Origin of the sequence: Pseudarthrobacter chlorophenolicus A6 (genome assembly GCF_000022025.1) — a bacterium.
GTDB classification, from domain to species: Bacteria; Actinomycetota; Actinomycetes; order Actinomycetales; family Micrococcaceae; genus Arthrobacter; species Arthrobacter chlorophenolicus.
The window spans coordinates 1,062,506-1,075,335 of the sequence record NC_011886.1 but is presented as its reverse complement, the minus strand read 5'-3'; the positions used below and the strand labels follow the sequence as shown (position 1 = coordinate 1,075,335).

The window sequence follows — 12,830 nt, the reverse complement described above, 5'->3', positions numbered from 1 at the left end:
CACGCGTCCGCCCCAATGTCCCAGGTCAATGGCTAACCCGGTGGCATGGTCGTCCGGCGGGCTTCGCTTCTTCCGGCGCCAGTTCCACGAGTACAGCCTGCGGGACCGCGTGGCCATGAGCCAGATGCCGCTGTTCATCACCACGCTGCTGACGGTGTTCCTGGTGTGGGCTTTCTTCCCCGGAACGATGGGCAATCCGCTTTTCGCGTCGTTCGTCGTCTCGCAGCTCGTGCTCATGGGCCTTTGCTACGTGATTCCGTGGGAGCGGCTTCCCTTCACGAGCTTCCTGATCATCCCCCTGCTGGATTTCATCTCCATCGCAGTGGGCCGGGAGGGCGGGCAGGACAGCCTCACCGGCATTAGCTTGCTGGCTGTCTTCCCGGTCATCTGGCTGTGCGCCTCCGGCTACTATCCCAAAACCGCCCTGTGGCTGTCCTTCCTGGCGCCGCTGGCCATCATCTGGGTTCCCCTGCTCCTGAAAGGTGCCGTTACGGCGCAGGACCTCACCCGGTCGCTGCTGCTGCCGGTCATGATGCTCGGCATCGGGATCTCGGTCAGCGTCCTCACGCTCAGCATGATGCGCCAGCAACGCGAACTGGAGGACAAGGACGCCCAGCTCCAGGCCAACCTCCGCACCAGCCAGCGGCAGGAGTCCCTGCTGAACACCGTCCTGGATACAGTCCACCTTGGCGTTCTGGCAGTCGACGCGGACGGGCACGACGTCCTGATGAACCGGAAGCAGCGAGCCAACCACCTGCTGGCCAGCCCGAAGGACAACCCGGACCCCAACGAGTCCCAGCTTCTGGTGTTCGGCCCGGACAGGAAGACCCTCATCCCGGTGGAAGACCGCCCCGTACGCCGCGCCGTACTGGGCGAAACGTTCACGGATTACCTCGTGTGGCTGGGCGACGGCAGGGACCAGCGCGCCTTCGTCACCACCGCCCGGGCCATGAAGGACAGCGACGGCGCGTTTGCCGGATCGGTCATCGCCTTCAGCGACGTGACGGACCTGGTGAACGCCCTCGCCGCGAAGGATGACTTCGTCTCCAGCGTTTCCCACGAGTTCCGCACACCGCTGACGTCCATCCTCGGGTATGTGGAAATCCTGCTGGCCGACGAACCGGAGGAATCCCAGGAGGAGATGCTCGAAATCATCCGCCGGAACTCCGAGCGTCTGCTGACGCTGGTCTCGGACCTGCTTGCCAGCCGCAACGGGCAGCTGATCGTCTCCCCGCACACCGTGGACGTCGCTGAACTGGTCCGCACCAGTGTCTCCTCGGCACTGCCCAAGGCCACTGCCTCGGGCGTGGTGCTGGCGGCGGAGACTCCGGACCAGCTTGAGGCGCATGTGGACGGGGCCAGGATTTCCCAGGTCCTGGACAACCTGGTGTCCAACGCCATCAAGTACTCCCCCGACGGCGGCAACGTCCTGGTCAGCCTGGCCCGGGACGACGGCCACCTCGAATGCCGCGTGACGGACACCGGTATGGGGATGACGCCCGAGGACGCTTCGGAAGTCTTCGCGAAGTTCTTCCGCACCAGCAACGTCCGCCGGACGGCCATCCCGGGCGTGGGGCTGGGGCTGCCCATCAGCAAGGCCATCGTCGAAGCCCACGGCGGGACCATCAGCGTGGACAGCACTCTGGGCCAGGGCACCACCTTTACGTTCCGGGTGCCGGTCTAGATTTCGACGGGCTCAATCACCGCTGGTTGAGCCCGCTGAGACCCGGACCACTTCGCCCCAGGACTGCCGGGCCAGGTCCTGCACCGCGGCCAAAATCTCCGCGGGCGGCAGGGAGAGGTCCAACGGGAACTCCACGATGTCGATGTCCGTGTTCAGGATCCGGCGGAGCTTGATGTCACCGGAGCCGGCGTAAACCAGCCACGCTGTTGGCACCGCCAAAGCCGTGCAGTGGGCAAGCATCTGGAAGTGGTCGGCGGTGAGGGAAGCGCCGGAGTCTGTGGCGGCTTTGTACTTGGCGTTGTAGGCCACCACGGGACGGCCACCGAGCATGTGCACGGCGTCAGGCTGCACCGTGAGGCGGTCCGAGTCCCGTACGGCTTCGCTCAGCAGCGCGTTGTACCTGAGCCTCAGTTCCCCGGGGTACGCGGCCATCGCTTCCCGCAGTGCGGTGCCCACGAAGTCCTCGAAAACCCTGGCCATGTCCACCACGAACGCGGCCGTCTGCTGCCGCCCCGGGCCTGCCTCTGCGGACGCGTTGCGGAGGATGAGCTCGGCCAGCCGCAGCACCGGGTGGTACCGGAGGTTCATCCTGCTGGGCTTCCATGGCGGCAGCGGCGCGCCGGACGGGAGCCGGGTGACGCCGTCGAGCTTTCCTTTGAGGAGGCGCAGCCGGCTCAGCACCTCGGGCCGGACCCTCGGCACCTGGCCCATGCGTTCCAGGGCTGCCCGCAGGATCCGGTTCTCGGCGATGTCCTCGGTGAATTCGTCGTAGGAGACCTCCAGCGGGACCAGCATGCCCGGCCGGCGGGAAATCTGGTCCGAGATGCGGATGCGCCCCTTGACCGTGCGGAGGGATTCATCCACGGTGAGGTAGCCCTGCAGGACGCCGCGTCCCAGCGCCCGTTCGGCCAACTGCGCCAGGGACTCGGCCAGCGCACTCCACAGCTCCCGCTCCTCGAAGCCGGCCACCGCGTCCGGCCGGAAGCCCTGCTCCCCCGCATAACTCAGGAGGAACAGCAACCGGCCAAGGCCCAGCCGGTCCTTGGGACGGACGTCCAACTGCACTGACGAGGTGCGCACCGAACCCACTTTGCCCACAGGTTCGATCCGGTACAGCCCCATCCCCATGGGCGTAGCCCTGGCCAATCCACTCGAGTTCAGGAACGAGGCACTGGCCGGATCCAGCCGTTCCACGATCCCCCGGGACAGTTCGTCCAGCACCAGGTGCCGCGCGGCACCTCCGGGTCCGCGCCCGCCGGCGTTGCCTACCGGGGCGAAAGCCCTGGCGGGGTCAGCGGAGCGCAAGGCGTCCCAGCAACTGCTCCAGCCCGAACCGTTCCTCCAGCTGCGCGCGGGTCAGCTGGCCGTGGTAGTGCTCCTCCAGCAGCGGCATAAGCTCGTACTTCCAGATCCGCCGCAGCCCGGCCGGTGTCTGCGCCGCCGGCTTCATGAAGTAGGACGGACCGATCATCAGGTCCCGGTCCCATTCGTCTATGGCCCCATTGAGTGCGTCCAGCAGCAGCGCCGGCGTGGTGTCCAGCCCGCGTGCCTCGAGGAAGCGGAGCAGCGAGCCCTTGACGGGTTCGGTTTGCGGATGCAGCTCAATGAATGAGAACCGGCGGCGGATGGCGGCATCCATCATGGCGATGGACCGGTCCGCAGTGTTCATGGTGCCGATGATGTACAGGTTGTCCGGCAGCGTGAACGGCTCGTTGGGGCTGTACTGCAGGTAAATGCGGTCGTCCCGGTACTCGAGCAGGAAGTACAGCTCGCCGAACACCTTGGCCAGGTTGGCGCGGTTCATCTCGTCGATGATCAGGAAGTACGGCTTTTTCTCGTTGCCGGGCTTGGCAGCTTCCTCGGCGAGGCGGCGCAGCGGGCCGGCAACCAGCTTGAAGGAGACCTGGCCTTCGTCCGTTTTGTCCGGCCGGTACCCCTCGAAGAAGTCCTCGTAGGCGTACGAGGGGTGGAACTGCACCAGCTTGACCCGCTCATCGGTGGTGTCATCAGCCAGCTCCGCTGCCAGGTGCTTGGCCAGGTACGTCTTGCCGGTGCCGGGCGGGCCGTACAGGACCAGCTGCCGGTTCTCCTCCAACAGGTCCGCGATTTCCTGCAGGGGGTCGAGGTCCATGTGCAGGGACGCCGCGAACTCCGCCCTCAGCGGGCGGAAGCCCTCCTGGAGCGGTTGCACGACGGCGGCGGCTTCCGTTTCGGCGTCAGGCTCAGTCTCGGCTTCGGCCGGGAGGAGGGCCTGCAGCGCCTGCACCACGCGGGTTGCGTCCACCACGATGCCGGGGGTGGCGAGCTGCCGCTGGACGTGCCGGGGCAGGCTGGTGGTGGCGTGGCCTTCGTCGAACCAGCGCACTTTCCGGCGCAGCCGCCGGTTGTCATCGTTGTACTCCGGTTCGCCCAGCACGCCGCCCAGCCGGACCGTGCCCGCGTGCTGGTACAGGACCAGGTCGCCGGGCTTCATGACGGTGAGGAAGGCAAAGACGGCCGTTTTGGTGTCCTCGCGCTCCACGTAGCCAAGGTGCTTGTAGTCCTCGTCCACGGCATGCTGGACCAGCCCGGCGGTGACGCCGGGCTCCAGCAGGCGGAGGTGTTCGACGTCGAGTGTCACCTTTTCCTCACCTTGCCAGGCGGTGAGCAGCTCGGCGTTGTCGTGGTGCGTCCGGAGCAGCCATGCGCGGCGTCCGGGGTCGCCCACCTTGCGCCACTGGCTGACAAGCTGGCGGGCGTACCAGTCGATGCGCTGGCCGGCTTGCTCATCGAGGTGCAGGCGGATGCGGTGGATGTCCGCGGTGACGTCCTCCTCGGAATCCCCCTTGGCGCCACCCACCAGTGAGGCGAAGGCGTCCCGGATTTCCTGCCGCTCCACGTCCGCCACCACGGGTTCAAAGTAGCTGGGCCAGGCCAGGAATTCGATGCTGCGCCGGAGGGCAGGCTGGTCAGCCGGGGTGCCGGCGGCCAGGGCGTGGAACTTCAGCGGGTCCAGCAGCGCAGCGGTGATGGTGGTGGGCGCCTGCTGGTCCACATGCTGCACGAACCGGCACAGCCACCGGAGGTGGTCCCAGATGGTCCAGTTGAACTCGGCCGTGCGGTCCCGGATTACGCCGTGGTCCGTCATGCCCTGATAGAGCTCTTCAGGCAGTTCCAGGGGCGGCTCCAGCCAGGAGGCGGCCTCGGCCACGCGGGCCCGCTTGACCTTGAGCGATTTCACCTCATGCGCCAGCGGCAGGGACTGCAGGAACAGAAGCTCGGCGGCGAGCTGCTTCGCTTCGCGGGAGGCGCCGTCAAGGTTCTGCCGGAGGTTGGTCATCATGGGCGCTTTGGGATCCGGTGTGCCCCGTTCCAGGCGGTCCAGCAGTTCCGCGGCGGCCTCGGAGGTCCAGGTCAGTGTCCGCCCGTCCAGGGCCGATGGTTTTCCCTGCAGCCCCGGGCCCAGGACAAACCATGCTGCGTCCTCGATCTCCTTTGAGATGCCGAGGGCGCGGGTCATGGCAGCAGTGGAGGCGGGGGTCATGGATTCAAATTTACAGGGTCTAACTGGGCGCCTGCTCAAAGCCGCTTGGCCGCCCGGCCAGGAGCCGCCCGGTTCCCGCCGGACAGCTCCTGGCCGTTAGCCCGGGACCTTACGTGCGCGGAGCGGACCGCTTTCGCCCGAAGATGAAGTACCCCATGGGACCGACGAAGTTGATGAAGGATGCCGCCCGCCAGGCGCCCTTGGGCCCGTTGATCAGTGCCGCCGGCCGCTTCGAGATATCCCGCTGCGCCGCTACCAGCATCGAGAGCTGGACGATGGCCACGATGATGGTGCCTGCCTTGGACGACGGCGACATCTCCTTCCAGGTCTTCTTCTTCCTGGCGACGCGGGTCTTGTTCTTGCCCATCTGGCTTCCTTTCGCTGTGGTGTAATTCCAGTCCAGTGTGCCCCGTGGGGTGCTGTCCAGGGGCTTAGTGCCTGTACGGCGCCATGCGTTCCTTCTGTTCCGGTGTGAGCCGCTGCACCCGCCCGGTGGCCTCGTCCACGAAGGCAAGGTGGCTGCTGGCCTTGACGCAGTCCTCCCCTGTGACGGGGTCCTGGACCAGGTAGTGGATGTCGAAGCTGGCGCCTTTGACGGCACCGATCCATACCTGCACCACGGCCGGGACGTTGCGGTATTCCAGGGTCCGCACGTAGCGGATCTTGTGGTCCACCACCAGGGCCATGATGCCGTCCGGGACATCGTTGAACAGCGAAACCTGCGGCTGGACGCCGGGCAGGCCTGCTCCCCGGGGCGGACCGAAGGCACCGATCCGCGCTTCTTCAAGCATGCGGACGATCTGGACGTTGTTGATGTGCCCGTAGGCGTCCATGTCGCCCCAGCGCATGGGAACGGGGACTTCGATCCGCTGCCCGCCGTTCCCGTCGTGCGCGCTCAGCTGTGCACCGCCGTCGAATCGTCCACCGGCACGTCACCGGCGTCGGCCCCGGCGAACTGGGACATGTACAGGCGGTGGTAGGCTCCTCCGGCCGCAAGCAGGACCTTGTGGTTGCCCTGCTCCACGATCTTGCCGTTCTCCATGACCAGGATGGTGTCGGCGTCGCGGATGGTGGAGAGCCGGTGCGCAATCACGAAGCTGGTGCGGTCCGACCGGAGTGCGGCCATGGCCTTCTGCACCAGCAGCTCTGTGCGGGTGTCCACCGAGCTGGTTGCTTCGTCCAGGATCAGCAGTGACGGGTTGGCCACGAAGGCCCGGGCAATGGTGATCAGCTGCTTTTCGCCGGCACTGACGTTGTTGCCTTCCTCGTCAATCACCGTGTTGTAGCCCTCGGGCAGGGCGCGGACGAAGCGGTCCACGAACGTGGCCTTGGCGGCGGCCATGACCTGCTCTTCGGTGGCGTCGAGGTTGCCGTAACGGATGTTGTCGTAGATGGACCCACCGAACAGCCAGGCGTCCTGCAGCACCATGCCAACCTTGGAGCGGAGTTCGGACCGGCTAAGGTGCGTCACGTCCACGCCGTCCAGGGTGATGGAACCGGAGTTGAGCTCGTAGAAGCGCATCACCAGGTTCACCAGGGTGGTCTTTCCGGCGCCCGTGGGTCCCACGATGGCCACGGTGTTTCCCGGCTCAGCAGTGAAGGACAGGTTCTCGATGAGCTGCCGGTCTTCGGTGTAGCTGAACGTGACGTCCCGGAATTCCACGTGGCCATCGGTCCTGGCCGGCAGGTGCTCCGTTGCGGTTTCCGCGTCCTGTTCGTCGGCGTCGAGGAACTCGAACACCCGCTCGGCTGAGGCCACACCGGACTGGAGCATGTTGGCCATGCCGGCCATCTGCCCCAGCGGCTGCGTGAATTCGCGGGAGTACTGGATGAAGGCCGTGGCGTCGCCGAGCGACATGGAGCCGGAGGCGACGCGCAAGCCGCCCACAACGGCGATGCCCACATAGCTGAGGTAGGACACGAACTGCATCACCGGGAAGATGATGCCGGAGACGAACTGTGCGCCGAAGCTGGCCTTGTACAGGGCTTCGTTGCGCTCGTCGAACCGGTCGAGCATGTCCGCCTCGCGGCCGAAGACCCGGACGAGGTCATGGCCGGAGAAGGATTCCTCGATCTGCCCGTTCAGCATGCCGGTGTTCTTCCACTGCGCCGCAAAGAGCTTCTGGCTCCGCACGCCGATGAAGCCTGCTGCGACGCCGGACAGCGGCAGGGCTACCAAGGCGATCAATGCCAGCTGCCAGGAGACGATGAACATCATGATGACGATGCCCACCACTGTCAGCAGGGAGTTGATCAGCTGCGCGAAGGCCTGCTGGAGCGCCTGCTGGATGTTGTCGACGTCGTTAGTCACCCTGGAGAGCACGTCGCCGCGCTGGCGGGTGTCGAAGTAGTTCAGCGGGAGGCGGTTGAGCTTCTTCTCGGTGTCGTCGCGGAGCTTGCGGATCACCTTCATGACGATGCGGTTCAGGACGTAGCCCTGCAGCCACAGGAAGATGTTGGCCACGAAGTACATCAGCAGGACCACGGCGATGAGCATGGTCAGCTTGTTGAAGTCGATTCCGGTGCCGGGCACGAGTTCCATCCGGGAGACCATGTCCGCAAAGTTGTCCTGGCCCTGTTGGCGCAGCCCCTCCACGAACTGGTCCTTGCTCACACCGGCCGGCAGTTGCTTGCCCACCACACCGCCGAAAATGACGTCCATGGCCTGGCCGAGGATTTTGGGGGCGATGACGTTGAGCACCACGGCCACCACCACCATGGCCACCACTACGGAGATGCCCAGGGATTCGGGCCTCAGCAGGCCCATCAGCCGTTTGGCCGACGGCCAGAAGTGCTGGGCCTTCTTGGCGGGCATGCCGCCGAACATATCGCCGTCGGCTTCGGAGGGCGTGAACTCCTCCTCGTAGAAGTCGTCGTCCTCCACCACCGCGTTTTCAGCGGAGCCGCCGGTGCCCTTTGCGGGCCCGGCGTCCTGCCCGTTTTTCGCGGAGTCTTTCTTGCGGGGGCTCATGCCATTTCCTCCACGCTCAGCTGCGATTCAACAATTTCCTGGTAGGTGGGTGAGGTTTCCAGGAGTTCCTCATGCGTTCCGCGGTCCACGATCCGGCCGTTGTCCAGCACCAGGATCTGGTCCGCCTCGGTGATGGTGGAAACGCGCTGGGCCACGATGATGACCGTCGCGTCGGCAGTGGTGTCCTTGAGGGCGGCACGGAGTCTGGCATCCGTGGCAACGTCCAATGCCGAGAACGAGTCGTCGAAGAGGTAGACCCGGGGTTTGGTCACCAGGGCCCGGGCGATGCAGAGCCGCTGGCGCTGCCCGCCGGAGACGTTCGTGCCGCCCTGGGAGATCCGGGATTCGAGCGCCTTGGACTTTTCCCGGACGAACGATTCTCCCTGCGCCACCCGCAACGCTTCCCAGAGTTCCTGGTCCGTGGCGTCGGTCTTGCCGAAGCGCAGGTTGTGCTCGATGGTGCCGGAGAAGAGGTAGGGCCGTTGGGGCACGAGCGCCACGCGCTTGGTGATCTCGGCGTGGTCAAGGTTGTTGACGGGGACACCGTCCAAAAGGACCTCGCCTTCCGCGGCGTCGTAGAGACGTGGCAGCAGCGAGAGCAGGCTGGTCTTGCCCGCACCGGTGGAACCGATGATCGCGATGGTCTGGCCCGGCCGGGCGGTGAAGCTGATGTTGCTCAGCACCGGGGACTCGGCGCCCGGGTAGGCGAACGTGACGTTGCGGTATTCCACCACGCCGCTGAGCTCCGAGGGGGCTACCGGGCGTTCGGGATCGTGGATGGAGGGCTCGACGTCGAGCACCTCGCCGATGCGGTCCGCACAGACAGAGGCACGCGGGATCATCATGGCCATGAACGTGCCCATCATGACGGCCACCAGGATCTGGAGCAGGTACTGGAGGAACGCTGTCAGGGCGCCCACCTGCATGTCACCCGAATCGACCCGCTGGCCGCCGAACCACAGCACCGCGGCCGTGGACAGGTGCAGGATCATGCTGATGGCGGGGAACATGAGGACAAACAGGGCACCGATCTTCAGCGAAACATCGGTGAGCTCCTTGTTGGCTTCGCCGAACCGGCCGGTCTCATACGGTTCCCGGACGAACGCCCGGACCACCCTGATGCCGATGATCTGTTCGCGGAGCACCGCGTTGATGCGGTCGATCTTCTTCTGCATCGACCTGAACAGGGGCATGAGCCGGACCACGAGGTACCCCACCACCACGGTCAGCAGCGGGACGGAAACCCACACCAGCCAGGACAGGTTGATGTCCTCACGCAGCGCCATGATGATGCCGCCGATGCACATGATGGGAGTGGCCACCATGAAGTTCAGGCCCATCAACACCAGCATCTGCACCTGCTGCACATCATTGGTGCCACGGGTGATCAGCGTGGGGGCGCCGAATGCGTTGACGTCCTTGGCGGAGAAGCTGGTGACTTTCCGGAACACGGCCCGGCGCAGGTCGCGGCCCAGGGCCATGGCCGTCTTTGAACCGAAGTAGACCCCGGCGATGGCGGCAGCCACCTGGGCAAAGGCCACCAGCAGCATCACGGCACCGGTGCGCCAGATGAAGTCGGTGTCTCCCCTGGTGACGCCTTCATCGATGATCCGTGCGTTCAGGCTGGGCAGGTAAAGGGCCGCGATGGTGGACGCGAGCTGGAAGATAATGACGGCGGCGATGTAGGGAGAATACGGTTTGGAGTAGCGCCGTATGAGCGTAAGGAGCATGGTTTCAACTCTAGTGTTGCCCACTGACATTGGAGTCCCATTTAATCCACCTTTTCGCTCCGGTTAACGCTGCCGGCATCCGCAGCGCCCCCTACGAAAACAGGGCCGCCGCCCGTGCCCGGATTGATGTCCGGATGCGGGCGGCGGCCCTGTTCCTTACGCATGGCTGGTGCGCGCAGTGCCTTACTGGTCCCCGGGGGTCCCGGTGGGTGCTGCGGACGGCGGGTTTGCGGCACTGTGCTTGCCGCGCCCGGCAAGGTACAGGGCTGCGGCAGCCTGCAGCTTGCGTTCCTTGAGCAGCTTCCGCTGGACCCTGCGGAGTTCAGCTGCCGTCGCTTCCTGCTGGGCGGCGAGGTCCCGCTGGGACCGCAGCTGCTCCTGGATGTCCAGCACCAGTCCGCCCAGTTCGGCCTGCTGCCGGGCCAGCAGGTGCTGAGTGTCCTGCAGCTTCCGGAGGGTGTCGGCGGCACTGGCGACGGCGTCGGCAGCCTTTTCCACAGAGTCGGCGGACCGCAGGTCCAGCCCTTCGCTGCCGAACGTCCGGGCAAAAGCCTCCTCGAAGTCCTCCGTAGCTACGGACCTGGACGCGGCTGCGGCCGCCGCCCTGCCGCCGTCGTACGTCTTTGCCGGCGCGGCTGCTGCCCCCGCACCTGCGTGGATTCCCGCCGGCCGGGCAGCAGAGGCGGTGCTGTATCCACTGTCCGCGTCGCGGGGACCCTCGGCGGAAACCACGGGCAGCTGCCCGGTCATGGCGGTCATTCCCGCTTCGCCGGCGGCGTTGGCCTCCAGGGCCTTTTCAGGAGTGATGTCCACGGTCTTGCGGAGCGGCACTTCCTTGATGAAGAGGACTGCGATCAGGGCAACCACGGCGACGACGGCGGAGATCATGAAGATCCCGGCAGTGGCGTCACCATAAGCGGCCCGCATGACGTCGGCGATGGGGGCGGGCAGGTCCTTGAGGTCCAGCGTCGCACCGCTGTTGCCGGTGGACTCGATGCCGAGCTTCGTCAGTCCGTCCGTGGCCAGGTCCTTGACGTGGTTGGCCATGACGGCGCCCAGCACGGAGACGCCGATGGCGCCGCCGACGGAGCGGAAGAAGGCAACGGAAGCACTGGCGGAGCCGATGTCCTGGGCACGGACCGTGTTCTGGACGGCGAGGACCAGGTTCTGCATGAGCATGCCGAGGCCGATGCCGAAGATGCCCGTGTAGATACCGGTCAGCCAGAGTTCGGTGGTGTGGTCCATGGTGCCGGCCATCGCCAGGCCGCCGATCAGCAGGACGGTACCGCCGATAAGGAAGCCCTTCCACTTGCCGTAGCGGCTGATCAGCTGGCCCGAAACCACCGAGCCGACAAGGTTGCCGGCGATCATGGGCAGGGTCAGCAGGCCAGCCTCGGTGGGCGTGGCGCCGCGGGCCACCTGGTAGTACTGGCCCAGGAAGGTTGACGAACCGAACATGGCAACGCCAACGGCCACTGATGCAACGATGGCCAAAGCGGTGGTGCGGTCGGAGATGATCTTCAACGGGATGATCGGTGCGGACACCTTGGACTCAACCAGCACCAGCAGGGCCAGCAGGAGGACGCCGCCGCCCACCATCAGTGCCGACTGCCAGGACCACCAGTCGTAGTAGTCGGCCTTGCCGGCGAAGGATACCCAGATCAGGAGCAGGCTGACGCCGGAGGTCAGCAGGATGGCACCAAGCCAGTCGATTTTGGCGGGCCGCTTGACGTGGGGGATCTTCAGCGTGATTTGGAGCAGGATCAGGGCGACGACGGCGAGCGGCACACAGACGAAGAAGGTCCAGCGCCAGCCCAGCGAGCTGTCCACGATGAAGCCGCCCAGCAGGGGGCCACCTGCGGTACCGACGGCCATGACGGCGCCCATGTATCCGGAGTACTTGCCACGTTCGCGGGGCGGGATGATGGAGCCGATGATTGCCTGCGCCAACGCGGTGAGGCCACCCATGGCGATGCCCTGGATCACGCGGGCGGTGAGCAGGAACGGGATGTTTTCCGAGAACCCTGCCATGACCGAGCCGGCCACGAAGATCACGATGCTCAGCTGGACCAGGACCTTCTTGTCGAAAAGGTCTGCGAGCTTGCCCCAGATGGGGGTGGTGGCCGCGTTGGCCAGCAGCGCCGCCGTGATGACCCAGGCGAAATCCGTCTGGGTGCCCTTGAGCTCGGACATGATGGTGGGCAGCGCGTTGGCCACAATGGTGCTGCTGAGGATGGCGGTGAAGAAGGCAGCGAGCAAGCCGGTGAGGGCCTCCATGATCTGCCGGTGGTTCATGGGTGCGCCGGGTTCGTGGCGCTTGGATTGCCGTGATTCCTGTTTGGCAGAGCGTTCGCGGTGGCGCTCCTCCAGGTCCGCGGCGGCGGTGACGTTAGCCATTGAGGGACTCCTGCATGGTCTGGTGTTCGGTGGTGGTTCCGGCCGCCCTTGCCCGGATGGAATTCTTCAGTGAGGCTGTCAGTTTGTTGAGCATCGCGGCTGTGGCGATGGCATCGTCTTCGTTCCAGTCGGAGAGGTAGCCCTGCAGTGTCTCGGCCCGGTGCCGGATGAGCTCCGCAAGTTTCTCCTTGCCCCGCGGTGAGAGGGCCAGCAGCTGGGCCCTGCCATCGTCCGGATCCGGAGTCCTGACCACCAGGCCGGCGTCGGCAAGCTCCGCGATATGCCGGCTGAGCACCGGCGGGCTGACGCCCAGGCGTTCAGCCAGGTGCGCCGCGCGGGTTTCCCCTTCGCCGATGAACTTGAGCACGCCCTGGAGGGCGATGCCGGTGCCCTGGCCCTTGACATTGATCATGGTGACGCAGCGCAGTGCGCGCTGGAGGTCAAAGATATGGCCGACGAGATCGGCGGCGGTGGCCGGTGCGACAGACATGACCCTCCCTAAAGAATTAGTTGCTGCAAGCAACT

Annotated in this window: 9 protein-coding genes; 1 reads left to right on the top strand and 8 read right to left on the bottom strand. The window is 65.8% G+C overall.

Features of this window, described 5'->3' with window-relative positions; genetic code table 11:
• Nucleotides 1–28 precede the first annotated feature (28 nt).
• A complete protein-coding gene (locus tag ACHL_RS04925; RefSeq protein WP_015936195.1) occupies nucleotides 29–1,684 on the top strand; it encodes a sensor histidine kinase in 1,656 nt (551 codons plus the stop codon).
• Between the two features lie 12 nt (nucleotides 1,685–1,696).
• On the opposite strand, the gene ACHL_RS04920 is transcribed toward ACHL_RS04925, so the two are convergent.
• The 8 genes from ACHL_RS04920 to ACHL_RS04885 form a co-directional block, all read right to left on the bottom strand.
• Complete coding sequence (locus ACHL_RS04920; protein WP_015936194.1) at nucleotides 1,697–2,989, bottom strand: 5-methylcytosine restriction system specificity protein McrC; 1,293 nt, start codon at nucleotides 2,987–2,989, stop codon at nucleotides 1,697–1,699.
• Nucleotides 2,976–5,207 carry an McrB family protein gene (locus ACHL_RS04915; RefSeq protein WP_015936193.1) on the bottom strand — a complete coding sequence of 744 codons (2,232 nt, stop codon included), beginning with the start codon at nucleotides 5,205–5,207 and terminating at the stop codon, nucleotides 2,976–2,978. The genes ACHL_RS04920 and ACHL_RS04915 overlap by 14 nt, the downstream gene beginning before the upstream one ends.
• A gap of 109 nt (nucleotides 5,208–5,316) precedes the next feature.
• The gene (locus ACHL_RS04910) at nucleotides 5,317–5,574 is read right to left on the bottom strand and encodes a membrane protein (RefSeq protein WP_015936192.1); all 258 of its coding nucleotides are present in this window, start codon (nucleotides 5,572–5,574) and stop codon (nucleotides 5,317–5,319) included.
• A gap of 64 nt (nucleotides 5,575–5,638) precedes the next feature.
• A complete protein-coding gene (locus ACHL_RS04905) occupies nucleotides 5,639–6,055 on the bottom strand; it encodes an acyl-CoA thioesterase (RefSeq protein ID WP_015936191.1) in 417 nt (138 codons plus the stop codon).
• Nucleotides 6,056–6,102: 47 nt separating this feature from the next.
• Nucleotides 6,103–8,178 (bottom strand): ABC transporter ATP-binding protein, encoded by a 2,076-nt coding sequence (locus ACHL_RS04900; protein WP_015936190.1) that lies wholly within the window; start codon nucleotides 8,176–8,178, stop codon nucleotides 6,103–6,105.
• Entirely contained in the window at nucleotides 8,175–9,908 is a 1,734-nt protein-coding gene (locus ACHL_RS04895) for an ABC transporter ATP-binding protein (RefSeq protein ID WP_015936189.1), read from the bottom strand. The genes ACHL_RS04900 and ACHL_RS04895 overlap by 4 nt, the downstream gene beginning before the upstream one ends.
• 183 nt (nucleotides 9,909–10,091) lie before the next feature.
• Entirely contained in the window at nucleotides 10,092–12,305 is a 2,214-nt protein-coding gene (locus tag ACHL_RS04890; RefSeq protein WP_015936188.1) for an MDR family MFS transporter, read from the bottom strand.
• On the bottom strand, nucleotides 12,298–12,795 hold the full coding sequence (locus ACHL_RS04885) for a MarR family winged helix-turn-helix transcriptional regulator (protein ID WP_015936187.1): 498 nt from the start codon (nucleotides 12,793–12,795) through the stop codon (nucleotides 12,298–12,300). The genes ACHL_RS04890 and ACHL_RS04885 overlap by 8 nt, the downstream gene beginning before the upstream one ends.
• Between the last annotated feature and the right edge of the window lie 35 nt (nucleotides 12,796–12,830).

What these genes read in the sequence shown, in the direction of transcription:
- ACHL_RS04925 (WP_015936195.1), top strand. Translation starts at nt 29, where the DNA reads ATGGCTAACCCGGTGGCATGGTCGTCCGGCGGGCTTCGCTTCTTCCGG.
- ACHL_RS04915 (WP_015936193.1), bottom strand. Translation starts at nt 5,207, where the DNA reads ATGACCCCCGCCTCCACTGCTGCCATGACCCGCGCCCTCGGCATCTCA.
- ACHL_RS04910 (WP_015936192.1), bottom strand. Translation starts at nt 5,574, where the DNA reads ATGGGCAAGAACAAGACCCGCGTCGCCAGGAAGAAGAAGACCTGGAAG.
- ACHL_RS04905 (WP_015936191.1), bottom strand. Translation starts at nt 6,055, where the DNA reads ATGCGCTGGGGCGACATGGACGCCTACGGGCACATCAACAACGTCCAG.
- ACHL_RS04900 (WP_015936190.1), bottom strand. Translation starts at nt 8,178, where the DNA reads ATGAGCCCCCGCAAGAAAGACTCCGCGAAAAACGGGCAGGACGCCGGG.
- ACHL_RS04895 (WP_015936189.1), bottom strand. Translation starts at nt 9,908, where the DNA reads ATGCTCCTTACGCTCATACGGCGCTACTCCAAACCGTATTCTCCCTAC.
- ACHL_RS04890 (WP_015936188.1), bottom strand. Translation starts at nt 12,305, where the DNA reads ATGGCTAACGTCACCGCCGCCGCGGACCTGGAGGAGCGCCACCGCGAA.
- ACHL_RS04885 (WP_015936187.1), bottom strand. Translation starts at nt 12,795, where the DNA reads ATGTCTGTCGCACCGGCCACCGCCGCCGATCTCGTCGGCCATATCTTT.